Below are 16,639 nucleotides of genomic sequence, written 5' to 3'. Positions count from 1 at the left end.
GCCATCCGGCCATACACTTGACGGCATGGTGTATGGTCTAGTACAACTGTGGTTCACGTCACGCATGAAGGGTGGTGTCAGGTGACCACGACGCAAAGTGCCTGCCCGTTCGGGGCCGGCTTCGACTTCACCGATCCGGACGTCCTGCTACGCGGGATCCCGATCGCCGAGTTCGCCCAGCTGCGCAAAACCGCGCCGGTGTGGTGGAACGAGCAGCCGCCTGGCGCCACGATCTTCGACGACGGCGGCTACTGGGTGATCAGCAAGCATCAGCACATCAAGGACATCTCCCGGGATAACGATGTCTGGTCGACCAATCTGAACGGTGCCGTGATGCGGCTACCCGACGGCACAACCCGCGACCAGTTGGAACTCACCAAGGCGCTGCTGATCAACCACGACCCGCCGGAGCACACCCGGCTGCGCAAGCTCGTCTCCCGGCTGTTCACCCCGCGAGCGGTCGCGGTCCTGGAGGAGAAGCTGGCGTTAGCGGCCCACGACATCGTCAAAGCCGCCGCCGAGAAGGACAGCGGCAACTTCGTCGACGACATCGCGATGGAACTGCCGCTGCTGGCGATCGCGGATCTGATCGGGGTTCCCGAAGACGATCGGGAAAAATTGTTCCACTGGACCAACGCGATCATGAACACCGACGACCCAGACTTCGAAACCGATTACACGATGGCCAACGCCGAGTTGATGGGCTACGCCTACACGATGGCCGAGGAGCGCCGGCGCTGCCCCGCCGACGACATCGTCACCAAGTTGATCGAGGCCGACGTCGACGGGGAGTCGCTGGGCGAAACCGAGTTCGCGTTCTTCGTGATCCTGCTGGCGGTGGCCGGCAACGAGACCACCCGCAACGCGATGACGCACGGCATCAATGCCTTTGCCGAAAACCCGGAGCAGTGGGAGATCTTCAAGCGCGACCGGCCCGAAACCGCGGTCGACGAGATCGTGCGCTGGGCGACGCCGGTGCACTGTTTCCAGCGCACCGCCAAAGTGGACACCGAGGTTGGCGGCGTGGCGATCAAACAGGACCAGCGCGTCGGTCTGTTCTACAGCTCAGCCAACTACGACGAAGACGTCTTCGATAAGCCGTTTGAGTTCAACATTCTGCGCAACCCCAACCCGCATCTGGCATTCGGCGGGCAAGGAACCCACTACTGCATCGGCGCGAATCTGGCCCGCATGGAGATTCGGCTGATTTTCGACGAGATCGCCAACCAGATCCCGGACATCACCAAATTGGCAGAGCCCCAACGGCTTCGGTCCGGCTGGATCAACGGCGTCAAGGATCTGCGCGTCTCCTATCACGGCTAGTGCGCACGCACGGCTGGGGCGGCGCTGCCCCGACTAGCGATGAGGAGGCCGTCGCACGGATCCTGGCCGCCGCGAGCCAGGCCATCGATGCGCGCGGCGCTGACATCAGCATTGCCGATGTCGCCCGCACCTTGGGGGTGACACGACAAACCGTCTACCGCTACTTTCCCAGCACCGACGCGCTGCTGGTTGCGGCGGCCACTCAGGCGGCCACCGGATTCCTGGACCGGTTGGCCGCGCACTTGTCGGGCATCACCGATCCGGTGGACGCGGTGACCGAAGGAATCGCCACCGCCCTGGAGTGGCTACCCAGCGACAAACACATCGGCCTACTGCTCGCCCACGACCGCAACAACGCTTTCACCGCGGATGTCACGTCCGAGGTGGCTGTGCAGTTCGCGAATGCAATGTTGCGGCGATTCGATGTCGATTGGCCCGCAGCGGGTTTGACAGACGACGACTTGACCGAACTGGGCGAGCACCTTCTGCGGATCATTCAGTCGTTCGTGATCGATCCCGGACGTCCCCCCCGGCGCGACGGCGAGCTGCGCCGGTATCTACGTCGTTGGGTGGGCACGACGGTGTCCGGCTAGCCCTTGCCCTGGTGCATTCGGACCGCGTCGTTGACGTTGGCTTTCTTGTCTTCGGAGGCGCCCTTGGCGGCGGCCTTCTTGCGCTTTGCCACGACGGCGTCGACCGCGCCGTTGAGCGCCGAGCCCAGCGGGAATCCGAGATAGTGCGTCACAAAGACCGCCATCTCCTTCAGTTCGGTCTCGGTGAGCTCTTCATTGAGCAGTGCAGCGTTGATCTGGATCTCGGCCAGGTCGCGATTTCCGATCGCGGTCACCGCCGTCAGCGTCATGATGCGCTTGTCGCGCATCGACAATCCCGGCCGGGTCCAGATGCTGCCGAACAGGTGATCGACGGTCAGGTCGAAGTACGCGTCGCCCTCCACATTGGGCATTTCCCAGCCGTAAACCTCGTTCATTTTCTCGAGGCCCTTGCGGCGTGACTCGTCCATCATGACTCTTTCTGTGTGTGCGGCACGCCGAGGCCGGCGGCCAAATTCTGCCGGGCCACATCGGCGAGCGGCAGCTCCACCGACACGGCCTCGCCCAACGCCAGTGCCAGGCTCAGATCCTTCTCACCGAGTTCGCGGGCGTGCAGGAACGGCTGGTACAGGAAGTTGTCAGCCTCAATGGGTTTCATGTCATCGCGGACCATGATGGCCCCCGCCCCGCTGGTGAGCGCGTCGGTGTGCCGCACGACCCGGCCCAGCGCCTGTAGGTCCAGTCCGGCCGCCTCGGCGAGTTTCATCGCTTCGCATGCCGCAGCATAGGAGGTGAACGTCAACATATTGCGGGCCAACTTCATTCGGGTGCCCGCACCCGGCTGGCCGGCGTGGATGACCATCGACGCCCATTGCTTGAACGCCGGCTTGATCCGCTCGTACACCTCGCGTTCGGCGCCCACCATGGTGGCCAGTTCACCCTTTTCGGCGGCAGCACCGCCACCACTGACCGGGGCGTCGACGATGTGAATGTCTTGTGACTTCAGCTCTTCGGCCAATTCGACGGCCGTCGTGTCACTGATCGTCGAGTGGATCGCGATGACGGTACCCGGCTTCGCGTTGGCCGCCAGTTCGGCGACGACCTCGCGGACCTGCTCGTCGTTGAGCACGGTGACGCTGATGAGATCGGCGGCCGCGATGTCGGCCACGCTGTCGGCCAAGGTCGCGCCGGCTTCGGCCAACGGCGTCATCGCTTCGGTCCGCACATCGAAGACCGTGAGCCCGCCGGGCCAGTCGACCAGCCGCTTGGCCATCGGCGCGCCCATGTTGCCCAATCCGATGTAGCCCAGCTTCAAATCAGCGCTCATGGCGCCGCTCCTCCACATCGCTTTCTGCTCTGCATCGTCGCCGACGCGGCTCATGATCGGAAGATCTGTCCGCCGTCGACATTGAAGATCTGGCCGGTGATCCACGAGGCCTGGTCGGAGAGCAGGAACAAACACATGCCGACCAGATCATCGGGAGTTCCCATCCGTGACAGCGGGAGGCCCTTGACGATGTCGTCGACGATCTCTTTGGGCGTCGTCGTCCGATTGGCCTCAGTGTCGATGGGGCCCGGCGCAATCGCGTTGATCCGGATGTTCTGGCCGCCCAACTCCCGCGAAAGTTGTTGTGTCAAGCCGTTGATGCCGACTTTGGCCAGGCCGTAGTAGTTCGAGTACAGCCAGGCAGCAGTGGATGATTGGTTGACGATCGCACCGCCGCCGCGCTTGGCCATCTTCTTGTAGACCGCGCGGGTGCACCACAGGGCGCCGTCGAGGTTGACGCTCATGAACTTCTTGTAGTACTCGGGGTCGATGGTGAGCAGGAAATCCAGTTTCATGCCGCCAAATATTGCGGCGTTGTTCACCAGGTAGTCGATACCGCCGAACTCGGACAGCGTGCGGTCGGCCATCGCCTTGGCCGAAGCCGGGTCGGAAACGTCGACGGGAATGCTGATGGCATTGCCGCCGTCGGCGGTAATCTGCTTGGCCACGCCTTCGGCAGCCTCGGCGTTGATGTCGGCCACGACAACCGCGGCGCCTTCCCGAGCCAGCGCCTCGACATACGCCTGACCGATGCCGCCACCTGAGCCGGTGACGATGGCCACCTTATTCTCGAATCTCATACTTCCCTCTCTTGCCGAGTGTGGGCTTATGTCACGCTTTTCACGTCTTTGCGTGCCTTAAAACCACACTCGCCGTGTTAAATGCCGGTAGCAACGAGCTTGGTCTCGAGATACTCCTCGAAGCCCGCCAGGCCCATCTCGCGGCCGTTGCCGGACTGCTTGTAGCCGCCGAACGGCGCGTCGGCCGAATACCAGACGCCGCCGTTGACCGTGACCGTCCCGACCCGCAGGCGCGACGCCACCGCGGCGGCGCGGTCCGGGTCGGCGCTCACCACGGTGCCCGACAGTCCGTACGGTGAGTCGTTGGCGATCCGCACCGCGTCGTCGTCGCCGTCGTGGGCGATCACCGTGAGCACCGGGCCGAAGATCTCTTCGCGCGCCACCCGCGCGTCGTTTCCCAACCCGGTGATCACGGTCGGCTCGATGAAGAAGCCGGTCGTCCTATCCGCCGGTCGGCCGCCGCCGCATGCGAACGAACCGCCTTCTGCCCCAGCCAGATCCAGATAGCTTTGCACCCGGTCGCGCTGGCGTGCTGAGATCAGCGGTCCGCAGACCGTTCCGGGATCGGTCGGGTCGCCGGGCTTGATCGACGACATGGTGCCCGCCGCGATGGCGACCGCCTCGTCGTAACGGGCTCGCGGCACGACCAGCCGGGTGGTGATCGCGCAGCCCTGCCCGGCGTGCATGCAGGCCGAGAACGCCGACACCGAAGCAGCGCCGGCCATGTCGGCGTCGTCAAGCACGACAAACGCCGATTTGCCGCCCAGCTCCAAAAACACCTTCTTGATGGTGGCGGCGGCGTCGGCCATCACGCTGCGGCCGGTGGCCGTGGAACCGGTGAACGTAATCATGTCCACCCGCGGGTCTTTCGCCAACAGAGCACCGACGCTGTGGTCGCTGGAGGTGACGATGTTGACCACGCCGGGCGGAAAGTCGGTGTGCTCGACGATCAGTTCTCCCAATACCGCTGCACACCACGGGGTGTCGGGTGCGGGCTTCAACACCACGGTGTTGCCCGCGGCCAGCGCCGGCCCGAGCTTGGCGAGGTTGATCTGGTGCGGGAAGTTCCACGGCGTGATGGCGCCGACGACGCCGACGGCCTCCCGCGCGATCGTGCGACGGGTGGGGATGCCCATCGGGGACGCCTCGCCGAGATCCTGCTGCCACGGGTAGGACTCGGCGGTGTCGGCGCTGAAGGCGAGGTCCTCGACCGGTCCTTCGAGTTGGGCGCTGGCGGTGAGCATGCGCGGCGCCCCGACTTCGGCGATCGTGATGTCACGCAGTTGCTCGACGTGTTCGCGCATCGCGTCACGCAGTTGGCGTACGCACCGCACCCGCAACTCAATGTTGCGGGACCAGTCGGTCTCGTCGAACGCGCGCCGCGCCGCCTCGACGGCCCGGCCCATGTCGTCGGCGTTGGCATCGGCCGCCGTCCCCAGCACGTCTTCGGTGGCCGGGTTGACGGTCGGGAAGGTGCCGGCGCTGCCGGGCACCAACTTGCCGTCGATGAGCAGAGCGCCGACGCCGTCGGCCAATAGAGCCATCTTGTACTACCCGCCTTCTACGGTGGACAGTTGTCCGGAATAGTCCAGTCGAACCATAGCGGCCCAGCTGCGCACGGTGCAAGGTCCAGCCTTAAGCATTGACCGCGCAAGAGCCATACAGTGCTTTACACAGCCGCTTTGCGGCACGGGCTTGCTGATGTCGCATCAATCGGATAACTTGGACAAGTGTCCAGCGATGCCGTGGTAGCGATCACGCCGAATCGTGACCGCCAGACTGGGGAGACGCCGCGCAACCGCCGGCAAGAAGAGACGTTCCGTAAGGTGCTGACCGCCGGGGTGGAAGTCCTGCGGGAGAAGTCCTACGCCGATTTGACCGTCCGCGCAGTGGCCGCGCGGGCCAAGGTGGCCCCAGCGACCGCGTACACCTACTTCTCGTCGAAGAACCATCTCATCGCTGAGGTCTACCTGGATCTGGTGCGCCAGGTGCCCTACTTCACCGACGTCAACGATCCGATGCCAGTACGGGTGGACAAGGCGCTGCGGCATCTGGCGCTGGTGGTCGCCGACGAGCCCGAAGTCGCCGCGGCATGCACGACGGCGCTGCTCGGCGGCGGCGCCGATGCAGCGGTCCGCAGCGTGCGCGATCGCATCGGCGCGGAGATCCATCGCCGCATCACCTCGGCGATCGGCCCGGACGCCGATCCCCGCACGGTTTCCGCGCTCGAGATGACGTTTTTCGGCGCGCTGGTCAACGCCGGCAGCGGCGCCTTCACCTACCACCAGATCGCCGATCGGTTGGCCTACGTGGTGGGTCTGATCTTGGGAGAAGGCAAATGACTCGCGCCGGCGACGATGCAGAGCGGGGCGATGAGAAGGAGCGGCGCTCATGACTGTTGAGACGCCCGAGGTGGTGCTCGACCCCTACGACTACGACTTCCACGAAGATCCGTACCCGTACTACCGGCGGCTGCGGGACGAGGCCCCGCTGTACCGCAACGAGGTGCTGAACTTCTGGGCGTTGTCACGTCACGGCGACGTGCTGCAGGGCTTCCGCAACAGCACCGCGCTGTCGAATTCCTATGGCGTGTCGCTGGATCCGGTTTCGCGCACCCCGGACGCACACAAGGTGATGTCGTTTCTGGCGATGGATGATCCCGGCCATCTACGGCTGCGCACGCTGGTGTCCAAAGGGTTCACCCCGCGCCGGATCCGCGAACTCGAGCCACGGGTGATCGAGCTGGCCCGGATGCACCTCGACGCCGCGCTGCAGTCGGAAAGCTTTGACTTCGTTGCCGAATTCGCCGGCAAACTGCCGATGGACGTCATCTCCGAGCTGATGGGCGTGCCCGAACCGGACCGGGCCCGCATCCGCGAGCTGGCCGACGGCGTGATGCACCGCGACGACGGCCTGGCCGATGTCCCCGCATCGGCCATCCAAGCTTCAGCCGACCTGATGGTCTACTACGCCGACATGGTCGCCCAGCGCCGCAAGAAGCCGTCGCAGGACTTGACCTCGGCACTATTGGAAGCCGAGATCGACGGGGACCGCCTCAGCGACCAGGAAATCATGGCGTTCCTGTTCTTGATGGTGGTCGCCGGCAACGAGACAACGACCAAATTGCTGGCCAACGCCGCGTATTGGGGTTTCAAGAATCCCGACCAGCTGGCGGGCGTCTACGCCGATCATTCGAAAATCCCGCTGTGGGTAGAGGAAACGCTGCGCTACGACACCTCGAGTCAAATCTTGGCCCGCAGTGTGGCCCACGAGTTCACGCTGTACGACACGACGCTGTCCGAAGGCGATGTGCTGCTGCTGCTGCCGGGTTCGGCCAACCGCGACGACCGGGTCTTCGACCAGCCCGACGAGTACCGCATCGGCCGCGAGATCGGCTCCAAACTGGTCAGTTTCGGCAGTGGCGCGCACTTCTGTTTGGGCGCGCACCTGGCCCGGATGGAGGCGCGGGTGGCACTCACCGAATTGTTCAACCGCATCCGCGGCTATCAGGTGGACGAGGCGAATGCCGTGCGCGTCCACTCCAGCAACGTACGCGGATTCGCCTGTCTGCCGATCACCGTGGAGACCATGTAAATGCCTCGCTTCCAACCCCATCCGGCCCGGCGGCCCGCCATCGTCGCCGGTGCGTCGTCCGGCATCGGCGCCGCCACCGCTGTCGAGCTCGCCGGGCGCGGCTTTCCGGTAGCGCTGGGCGCCCGCCGTGTCGAGAAATGCCAGGAGCTGGTTGACCAGATCAAAGCCGATGGGGGAGAGGCCGTCGCGCTGCATCTCGACGTCACCGACCCCGAGTCGGTCAAGGGCTTCGTCCACCAGGCGACCGAACAACTGGGCGACATCGAACTGCTGGTCACCGGCGCCGGCGACACCTTCTTCGGCCGGCTGGACCAGATCAGCACCGACGTCTTCGAATCGCAGGTGCAGATCCACCTCATCGGCGCCAATCGGTTGGCCACCGCGGTGCTGCCCGGAATGTTGGAACGCCAGCGCGGCGATCTGATCTTCGTCGGGTCCGACGTCGCGCTGCGTCAGCGTCCGCACATGGGTGCCTACGGTGCGGCCAAGGCAGCGTTGTTGGCCATGGTGACCAACCTGCAGATGGAACTGGAGGGCACCGGGGTGCGCGCCTCGATCGTGCATCCGGGGCCCACCAAGACCGGCATGGGCTGGAGCCTGCCGCCCGAATCGATCGGGCCAATGCTCGAAGACTGGGCCAAATGGGGGCAGGCCCGCCATGACTACTTCCTGCGCGCGTCTGACCTCGCCCGAGCGATCGCGTTCGTCGCCGAGACCCCGCGCGGCGGGTTCGTCACATCGATGGAAATCCAGCCCGAGGCGCCGCTGTCCAACGCGCCCGCAGAACGCCAGCAGCTGAAGTACCCGGAGGAATCGTGATAAGCCCAGACCTGAAAGTAGTTCCGCGGGTATCCGGCGGCGAGGTTGAACACGGCCACCTCGAGGAATTCCGCACCGACCCGATCGGGCTGATGAAACGCGTCCGCGACGAGTGCGGCGACGTCGGCTGGTTCCAGCTCGCCGGCAAGCAGGTCGTGTTGCTGTCCGGCGCAGAAGCCAACGAGTTCTTCTTCCGCTCCAGTGACGAAGACCTCGACCAGGCCGAGGCGTATCCGTTCATGACGCCGATCTTCGGCAAAGGCGTGGTGTTCGACGCCAGCCCCGAGCGGAGAAAGGAGATGCTGCACAACTCCGCGCTGCGCGGCGAGCACATGAAAAGCCATGCCGTCACCATCGAGCGCGAAGTGCGTCGGATGATCGAGAACTGGGGCGAGACAGGGGAAATCGACCTGCTGGATTTTTTCGCCGAGCTGACCATTTACACCTCGACTGCGTGCCTGATCGGCCCCAAGTTTCGCGAGCAGCTCGACCACCGGTTCGCCCAGCTCTACCACGAGCTCGAGCGCGGCACCGACCCGCTGTGCTACGTCGATCCTCATCTGCCGATCGAGAGCTTCCGTCGTCGCGACGAAGCCCGAAAAGGCTTGGTGGCCTTGGTCCAGGAGATCATGAACCAGCGGATCGCCAACCCGCCGGCCGACAAGAGCGATCGGGACATGCTCGACGTGCTGGTGTCGATCAAGGACGACGACGGCAATCCTCGGTTTTCGGCCGACGAGGTCACCGGCATGTTCATCTCGCTGATGTTCGCCGGCCACCACACCAGCTCGGGCACCGCGTCGTGGACGCTGATCGAGCTGATGCGCCACCCGGACGTCTACGCAGGCGTGATCGACGAGCTCACCGAACTCTATGCCGACGGCCAATCGGTGAGTTTTCATGCGCTGCGCCAGATTCCGCGACTGGAGAACGTGCTGAAGGAGACGCTGCGGCTGCACCCGCCGCTCATCATCCTGATGCGGGTCGCCAAGGGCGAATTCGAAGTGTGCGGCTACCCGATTCACGAAGGCGACTTCGTCGCAGCCTCACCGGCGATCTCCAACCGCATCCCCGAAGACTTCCCCGACCCGGACAACTTCGTGCCGGAACGCTACGAAGAGCCGCGTCAGGAAGACCTGATCAACCGGTGGACCTGGATCCCGTTCGGCGCGGGCCGGCACCGCTGCGTGGGGGCGGCGTTCGCCACCATGCAGATCAAAGCGATCTTCTCGGTGTTATTGCGCGAGTACGAGTTCGAGATGGCCCAGCCATCGGAGAGCTACCGCAACGACCATTCCAAAATGGTGGTGCAGCTGGCTCAGCCGGCCAAGGTGCGCTACCGCCGCAGGAGCTGAGATGGGTTACCGGGTGAAAGCCGACCTCGATCTCTGCCAGGGACACGCGATGTGCGAACTGGAAGCGCCCAACTACTTCCGAGTGCCCAAGCGCGGCCAGGTCGAAATCCTCGACGACGAGCCGCCCGACGAGGCCCGCAAAGAAATCGAGCAAGCCGTGTGGGCCTGTCCCACCCAGGCTCTGTCCATCGAAGAGAAAGAAGACTGACAATGGCGTCATTTCCACGCGCAGAGCTGGACGACTGGGTGCAGCGCTGGCTTGCGGCCAACAAGGACTGCGAGAAATCAGGCGACTGGAAGCCGCTGGCGGACTTTTACGCCCCCGAGGCGACCTACGGCTGGAATATCGGCCCCAAAGAAGACGTGATGTGCGTCGGAGTCGACGAGATCCGCGACGTCGCGCTCGGCCTGGAGATGGCGGGCCTGGAGAACTGGCAGTACCCGTATCAGAAGGTGATCATCGACGACCAGCAGGGCGAGATCGTCGGTTTCTGGAAACAAGTGGTGGTCGACGGCGACGGCGGCCAGCAGGAGATCTACGGCATCGGCGGCAGTTGGTTTCGGCTGGGCGCCGACAAGCTGATCGAGTGGCAGCGCGACTTCTTCGACTTCGGCCATGTCCAGGCGCTGTATATGGACCTGATGAAGGCCGGAAAGCTCTCGGCGGGCATGCAGAAGCGGATCGAGCGCAGCCTGGCCGGTGAGAAGCTGCCCGGCTACTACCCACTCGGGAAGACCCCGGTACCGCTGTGGTGAGCCACGTCACTACGCTGACGCTCGAGTCCTGACAAACAAGCTGAAAGCAGGTTCGCGGTGAAAACAAAGGGCGCGCTGCTCTGGGAGTTCAACCAGCCGTGGTCGGTCGAGGAAATCGAGATCGGCGACCCGCGCAAGGACGAAGTCAAAATCCAAATGGAGGCGTCGGGGATGTGCCACTCCGACCACCACCTGGTGACCGGCGGCATCCCGATGGCCGGGTTCCCGGTGCTCGGTGGCCACGAAGGCGCGGGCATCGTGGTTGAGGTCGGCGAGGGCGTCGAAGACTTCGCGGTCGGTGACCACGTGGTGCTGTCCTTCATCCCGTCCTGTGGCAAGTGTCCAAGCTGTCAGGCCGGCATGCGCAACCTCTGTGACCTGGGTGCCGGGCTGCTGAACGGCGCATCGGTGACCGACGGCAGCTTCCGCGTGCAGGCCCGCGGCCAAGATGTCTACCCGATGACACTGCTGGGGACGTTCTCGCCGTACATGGTGGTGCATAAGAGTTCGGTGGTGAAGATCGACCCGTCGATCCCGTTCGAGGTGGCCTGCCTGGTGGGCTGCGGTGTCACCACCGGCTATGGTTCGGCGACCCGGACCGCCGACATCCGGCCGGGCGACGACGTCGCGATCGTCGGCATCGGGGGCGTCGGCATGGCGGCGCTGCAGGGCGCGGTCAACGCCGGCGCCCGCTACATCTTCGCCGTCGACCCGATTGAGTGGAAGCGCGACCAGGCGCTGAAATTCGGTGCCACCCACGTTTATCCGGACATCGAAGCCGCGCTGCTGGGCATTATGGAGGTCACCGCCGGGCTGATGGCCAAGAAGGTGATCATCACCGTCGGCGAACTGCACGGTGCCGACATCGACAACTACCTCAACATCACCGCCAAGGGCGGCACCTGTGTCGTTACGGCGATCGGCAGCCTGTTGGACACCCAGGTGACGCTGAACCTGGCGATGTTGTCGCTGATGCAAAAAAACCTGCAAGGCACCATCTTCGGTGGCGGCAACCCGCAATACGACATCCCCCAGCTGCTGTCGATGTACAAAGTGGGAAAGCTCAACCTCGACGACATGATCACCCGCCAGTACAAGCTCGAACAGATCAACGACGGCTACCAGGACATGCTGGACGGCAAGAACATTCGCGGTGTGATCCGCTACACCGACGACGATCGGTAGCGACATGACCGACCGGCTGCGGGTGTTCCAGGTGGCGTCCGGGAACGTCGGGACCGAGATGGTTAAACGGGTCGCCCACCACCCTGATCTGCAACTGGTTGGATTGCACTGCTATTCGCCGGACAAGGTGGGCCGCGACGCCGGGGAGATCGCCGGTATCGAGCCGTTCGGGGTGACCGCCACCGCAACGGTCGACGAGATCATCGCCGCACGGCCGGATTGCGTGACCTTCCACGGGGTGTGGCCAGACGTCGCGCTGTATGAACAGGTGTTGGCGGCCGGGATTAACGTCGTCACCACGGCAGACTGGGTGACCGGACACCACCGCGACACTAACCACCGGTTACCGGACGGACGTAGCGAGTCCGAGGTGCTGCAAGCGGCATGCCTGCGCGGCAACTCCACTTTTTACGGCACGGGGATGAATCCCGGTCTGGCACAGATCCTGACGATCGTGCACAGCGCCGACGTGGCCGACATCGAGAACGTCACATGCATCGAATCGGTGGACGTGTCGTGTCACCACTCGGCCCCGACGTGGGCGAATTGCGGTTTCGGCCGGCCGGTCGACGATCCGGAGGTTCCGCGGCTGCTGGAACTGGGCACCCGGGTGTTCGAGGACGGGGTGCGGCTGATGGCCGACTGCCTCGATATCACGCTCGACGAAGTCCGGTTCAGCTACGAGTTGGGCGCGTGCACCAAGGATGTGGATCTGGGCTGGTACCAGTTGCCGGCCGGGTCCGTCGGCGGCGCGGCATTCCAATACATCGGCATGCTCGACGGCGTACCCCGGGTGGAGTTGCATCTGGAATGGCAGATGACGCCGCACACCAACCCGCACTGGGACATTCAGGGTTGCTATATCACCAAGATCCAGGGCGATCCATGTATCTACAGCAAGCATTTGATCCTCCCCAAGCCGGGGACCGACTTTTCATCGCCTGAATCGTTCGCGGCGATCGGCATGACCGTCACCGGACTGCCCGCACTCAACGCAATCCGAGCGGTTGTCGACGCGCCACCCGGCGTCGTCACCAGCGCCGACCTGCCGTTGCGCGCGTTCGCAGGCCGCTTCAGCAGGCCCGATGGTGGCGACCCGCTGCGCCCGGCTTCGCCGCGCTTGCGATCGGCCCCGGCCGATGGTGGCGACCCGCTGCGCCCGGCTTCGCCGCGCTTGCGATCGCCACGGTGAGCGGCTTCCCCAACCTCCTTGAGCCGGGGCGCATCGGTGCCATGACGCTGCGCAACCGACTGGTGATGTCTCCGATGGAGACGATGTACGGCACACCTGACGGGCTGCCGTCACCGCGCACGTGTGACTACTTTGCTGCGCGCGCACAAGGCGAGGTGGGTTTGATCACCGTGGGCGCCACCGGGATTGACCCTCGGCATCCGGAAACGCCGGGCGGCCTGCATTTGGGCACCGACGCCGCCATCGATGCGCACTGCAGACTGGTAGAAGCGGTGCACGAGCACGGCGCCAAGATACAACCGCAGATCGTGCACGCCGGACCCGACGGCTTGGGCCCGGAAATGCATCAGGTGACATCACTGGGTCCGTCGGTGATCCCGTCGTACCTGACCGGGCGACCGTCGGAGGAGATCAGCACGCGACAGCTCACCGACGTGCTCGACCTGTTCAAGGCGGCAGTACATCGTGCCGCCGAAGCCGGCTACGACGGCATCGAATTGCACGCAGCGCATGGCTACATGCTGCTCGGGTCGTTCCTTGCGCCGCAGCGTAATCGACGCACCGACGACTATCGCGGCGATTCGGTGCGCGGCCGAATCCGGATCGTGCTGGAAGCACTGGCGGCGATCCGCGCCGAGATTGGCGACACATTGCCGATCACGTTGCGGATTTCCGGATACGAACGGGTGGCCGGCGGTCGGCCGATCCACGAAACCGCGCAGGTGGCACCGGAATTGGCAGCCGCCGGGGTGGACGCCTTCCATGTCAGCGGCGGGGTGATCGACCGGCTCGTCACCCAGATGGTCAACGGCGCCGACGACGGCGACGAACTCAACGTCGGCGCTGCTGCCGCGGTCAAAGAGGTGGTCGACGTACCGGTGATCGCCGTCGGCCGCATCCACGACCCGCTGCGCGCCGAGCAAATCCTGGCCGACGGCCGCGCCGATTTCATCGCAATGGGGCGGCCACTGCTCGCCGACGCAGAGCTACCGCGAAAACTCCGGACGGGCCAGGCGCGCCGCATTCGCAAATGTATCTCGTGTGAAAACTGCATCGATGCCATGGAACTGCGGTTTTCGGTCGACTGCGCGGTCAATCCCCGTACCGGCAAGGAACGCGACTTGGCGGCCAAGCCGGCCGCGCACGCTAAACGGGTAGTGGTGATCGGCGGCGGCCCGGCCGGCTTGGAAGCGGCGCGTGTCGCATCCGAGCGGGGTCATCGGGTCACGCTGTTCGAGCGCGCTGGCCAACTGGGTGGCGCACTGCGCTGGGCGGCGATTCTGCATCCGGAGAACGAACCGTTTCTGCGGTACCTGCGTGACGAGGTCAGGATCAGCACCACCAAAGTCGTACTGGGCCACGCTGCTTCGATCAACGACGTCGTCGAGTTGCAACCGGACGCGGTGGTGGTGGCCACTGGCGGCCGCATCGTCGTCCCGACGATCCCGGGTGATCACCTCCCGCACGTGCACACCGGACCGGCGTTGCGCCAGCTGCTGGCCAAGTGGTCACCGCGGCTAGTGCCGCCAAAGGCAGTCCGATTTGCCACTCGCGCATGGATGCCGATGGGACGGCGCGTCGCAATTGTCGGAGGTGACTTGGTCGCGGTCGAGCTCGCCGAGTTTCTGGCGAAGCGAGGACGGTTGGTGTCAATCCTCGAGTCGGGCAAGGTGATTGCGCCGGAGGTGGGCAGCAAGCGGAAGACCGAGCACATGGATCGTCTCGACCGTCTCGGCGTCACCGTCCACGTCCGAGCGTCCGTCGAGCGCATCACCGACGACGCGGTGGTCTTCACCCCGGCCGGTGGCACCACCCGTCAGTTGGCTGCCGACACCGTCGTCGTCGCGGGAACCCCCGAGCCCGACACCGCCTTGTTCGACGCGGTGGTGACTGCCATGCCCGACACGGAGGTGCACGCCGCCGGCGACTGCACCGGGCTGGGACTGATCCGTAAAGCGACCGAGGACGGCGCCCGTGCCGCCTGCGCCATCTAATGATTGGAGTGAGAATGTCAGAAGAAACAGTGCAACAGTTACCGGCGTTGGCCGCGTCACAGTCGTCATGGCGCTGCGTGCAATCCCATGACCGGCAGGGCTGGTTGGCGTTGATGGCCGACGACGTCGTGATCGAGGACCCGATCGGCAAGGCGATCACCAACCCGGACGGCACCGGCGTGCGGGGCAAGGACGGGGTCGCGGAGTTCTACGACACCAATATCGCGGCCAACCAGTTGACGATCACGTGCGAGGAGACGTTCCCTTCCAGCTCACCCAACGAGATCGCGCATATCCTGGTGCTGGACAGCAAGTTCGACAACGGAATCACCAGTTCGGTGCGCGGTGTGTTCACCTATCGCGTCAACGACGCGGGCTTGATCACCAACATGCGCGGCTACTGGAATCTCGACGCGATGACATTCGGCACCCCGGAGTGAGCCGGCTGCTCGCCGGCCGCGCCGCCGTCGTGGTCGGCGGATCCCGGGGTATCGGGCGGGCAGTGGCCGGCTTGTTGGCCCAGCACGGCGCCGCGGTGGTGGTCAATGGCCGCGATGCCGCGACCGCTCAGGCCGCTGCCGAGGCGATCACCGCCGACGGTGGCCGGGCGGTGGCTCATGCGGGTTCACCAAGTGACGAGGCGACTGCAGAAACATTGGTGGACAAGTGTATTGACGATTTCGGCGCCATCGACATCCTGGTGAATTGCGCCGGCATCGCCGAGCCGCCGGGTTCGTCGATCCTCGACATCAGCGCGGCGCAATTTGGCGAGCTGCTCGACGCGCACGTGGGCACGGTGTTCGCCACCTGCCGCGCGGCCGCGCCGAAGATGGCCGCTGCGGGCGGCGGCAGCATCGTCAACACCAGCTCGATGGCTTTCCTCGGCGATTATGGCGGCACCGGATATCCCGCCGGTAAAGGCGCGGTCAACAGCCTGACCCTGGCGATCGCCGCCGAACTCAAAGCACACCGGGTCCGCGCCAATGTGGTGTGCCCCGGCGCGAAAACGCGGTTATCCACCGGACACGACTACGAAACCCACATCAGGGACCTGCACCGGCGCGGTCTGCTCGACGAGGTTAGCATGCGCGGGTCGCTGGATGTGGCATCACCGGACTACGTCGCGTCGACGTATGTTTATCTGGGCAGCGACCTGGCTGCGCAGGTGACCGGTGAAATCTTCGTCGCCGCAGGTGGTTTCATCGGTCGGTTTCCGCGGCCCTCGCCGGCCGTCATCGCGTACCGCGACCACCACGACTCCCCGCCGTGGTCGGTGACGGAGGTGGCCGGTTTGATCGAGAGCGCAGCCGACTAGTGGGCACCATATGCTGGTCGGTATGGCCACTGTGTTCACCAAAATCATCAACGGCGAGATTCCCGGGCGGTTCGTGTATGAGGACGACGAGGTCGTCGCGTTTTTGACCATCGAGCCGATGACGCAGGGGCACACCCTGGTGGTGCCGCGCGCGGAGATCGACAACTGGCAAGACGTCGACGGCGCCGCATTCGCGCGAATCATGGCGGTGGCGCAGCTGATCGGAAAGGCGGTGTGCCGAGCCTTCCACACCGAGCGGTCCGGCGTCATCATCGCCGGCTTAGAGGTTCCCCACCTTCACGTGCATGTCTTCCCGACCCGCAGGCTCAGCGATTTCGGCTTTGCCAACGTCGACCGCAACCCGTCGCCGCAATCCCTGGACGAGGCGCAGGCCAAAATCAAGGCAGCGCTAGCCGAACTGACGTGAT

At 64.8% G+C, this 16,639-nt stretch carries 17 protein-coding genes and 1 pseudogene; 14 read left to right on the top strand and 4 right to left on the bottom strand.

Features of this window, described 5'->3' with window-relative positions; all coding sequences use genetic code 11:
• Positions 1-81 precede the first annotated feature (81 nt).
• On the top strand, positions 82-1,323 hold the full coding sequence (locus tag A5707_RS06660) for a cytochrome P450 (protein ID WP_065013724.1): 1,242 nt from the start codon (positions 82-84) through the stop codon (positions 1,321-1,323).
• Entirely contained in the window at positions 1,323-1,916 is a 594-nt protein-coding gene (locus A5707_RS06655; protein WP_065013723.1) for a TetR/AcrR family transcriptional regulator, read from the top strand. The genes A5707_RS06660 and A5707_RS06655 overlap by 1 nt, the downstream gene beginning before the upstream one ends.
• Here A5707_RS06655 and A5707_RS06650 read toward each other — a convergent pair.
• The 4 genes from A5707_RS06650 to A5707_RS06635 form a co-directional block, all read right to left on the bottom strand.
• Positions 1,913-2,344, bottom strand: coding sequence for a carboxymuconolactone decarboxylase family protein (locus A5707_RS06650; protein ID WP_065013722.1), 432 nt, complete (start codon positions 2,342-2,344; stop codon positions 1,913-1,915). The genes A5707_RS06655 and A5707_RS06650 overlap by 4 nt on opposite strands.
• Positions 2,344-3,201, bottom strand: a complete 858-nt coding sequence (locus A5707_RS06645; protein ID WP_156657634.1) for an NAD(P)-dependent oxidoreductase — start codon at positions 3,199-3,201, stop codon at positions 2,344-2,346. Before A5707_RS06645 ends, A5707_RS06650 begins: the two co-directional genes overlap by 1 nt.
• A gap of 50 nt (positions 3,202-3,251) precedes the next feature.
• Entirely contained in the window at positions 3,252-4,001 is a 750-nt protein-coding gene (locus A5707_RS06640) for an SDR family oxidoreductase (RefSeq protein ID WP_065013721.1), read from the bottom strand.
• Positions 4,002-4,078: 77 nt separating this feature from the next.
• Positions 4,079-5,545, bottom strand: coding sequence for an aldehyde dehydrogenase (locus tag A5707_RS06635; RefSeq protein WP_065013720.1), 1,467 nt, complete (start codon positions 5,543-5,545; stop codon positions 4,079-4,081).
• A 186-nt stretch (positions 5,546-5,731) separates the two neighbouring features.
• Between A5707_RS06635 and A5707_RS06630 the strand changes: the two genes are divergently transcribed.
• From A5707_RS06630 to A5707_RS06575, 12 genes and pseudogenes are all read left to right on the top strand, one after another.
• Entirely contained in the window at positions 5,732-6,343 is a 612-nt protein-coding gene (locus A5707_RS06630; protein WP_065013719.1) for a TetR/AcrR family transcriptional regulator, read from the top strand.
• Positions 6,344-6,392: 49 nt separating this feature from the next.
• Complete coding sequence (locus A5707_RS06625; protein ID WP_065013718.1) at positions 6,393-7,595, top strand: cytochrome P450; 1,203 nt, start codon at positions 6,393-6,395, stop codon at positions 7,593-7,595.
• Positions 7,596-8,414: an SDR family oxidoreductase gene (locus A5707_RS06620; RefSeq protein WP_065013717.1), complete on the top strand. Its 819-nt coding sequence runs from the start codon at positions 7,596-7,598 to the stop codon at positions 8,412-8,414.
• 11 nt (positions 8,415-8,425) lie between these two features.
• A complete protein-coding gene (locus A5707_RS06615) occupies positions 8,426-9,769 on the top strand; it encodes a cytochrome P450 (protein ID WP_065013738.1) in 1,344 nt (447 codons plus the stop codon).
• Between the two features lies 1 nt (position 9,770).
• Positions 9,771-9,977 (top strand): ferredoxin, encoded by a 207-nt coding sequence (locus A5707_RS06610; RefSeq protein ID WP_065013716.1) that lies wholly within the window; start codon positions 9,771-9,773, stop codon positions 9,975-9,977.
• A gap of 2 nt (positions 9,978-9,979) precedes the next feature.
• Positions 9,980-10,525: a hypothetical protein gene (locus A5707_RS06605; protein ID WP_065013715.1), complete on the top strand. Its 546-nt coding sequence runs from the start codon at positions 9,980-9,982 to the stop codon at positions 10,523-10,525.
• Between the two features lie 57 nt (positions 10,526-10,582).
• On the top strand, positions 10,583-11,710 hold the full coding sequence (locus A5707_RS06600) for an NDMA-dependent alcohol dehydrogenase (protein ID WP_065013714.1): 1,128 nt from the start codon (positions 10,583-10,585) through the stop codon (positions 11,708-11,710).
• Between the two features lie 4 nt (positions 11,711-11,714).
• A pseudogene (locus A5707_RS06595) lies at positions 11,715-12,785 on the top strand (dihydrodipicolinate reductase); the annotation flags it as partial.
• 113 nt (positions 12,786-12,898) lie between these two features.
• A complete protein-coding gene (locus tag A5707_RS06590) occupies positions 12,899-14,896 on the top strand; it encodes an FAD-dependent oxidoreductase (RefSeq protein ID WP_065013713.1) in 1,998 nt (665 codons plus the stop codon).
• Positions 14,897-14,910: 14 nt separating this feature from the next.
• Positions 14,911-15,336 (top strand): ketosteroid isomerase family protein, encoded by a 426-nt coding sequence (locus tag A5707_RS06585; protein ID WP_156657631.1) that lies wholly within the window; start codon positions 14,911-14,913, stop codon positions 15,334-15,336.
• Positions 15,318-16,211 carry an SDR family NAD(P)-dependent oxidoreductase gene (locus A5707_RS06580; RefSeq protein WP_419866396.1) on the top strand — a complete coding sequence of 298 codons (894 nt, stop codon included), beginning with the start codon at positions 15,318-15,320 and terminating at the stop codon, positions 16,209-16,211. The genes A5707_RS06585 and A5707_RS06580 overlap by 19 nt, the downstream gene beginning before the upstream one ends.
• Before the next feature lie 22 nt (positions 16,212-16,233).
• Positions 16,234-16,638, top strand: coding sequence for an HIT family protein (locus tag A5707_RS06575; protein ID WP_065013737.1), 405 nt, complete (start codon positions 16,234-16,236; stop codon positions 16,636-16,638).
• The last annotated feature ends 1 nt before the right edge of the window (position 16,639 follow it).

This window comes from Mycobacterium kyorinense, assembly GCF_001672775.1.
GTDB lineage: Bacteria > Actinomycetota > Actinomycetes > Mycobacteriales > Mycobacteriaceae > Mycobacterium > Mycobacterium kyorinense_A.
The sequence above is the reverse complement of the archived record's forward strand: the minus strand, read 5'-3'. Positions and strand labels throughout refer to the sequence as shown.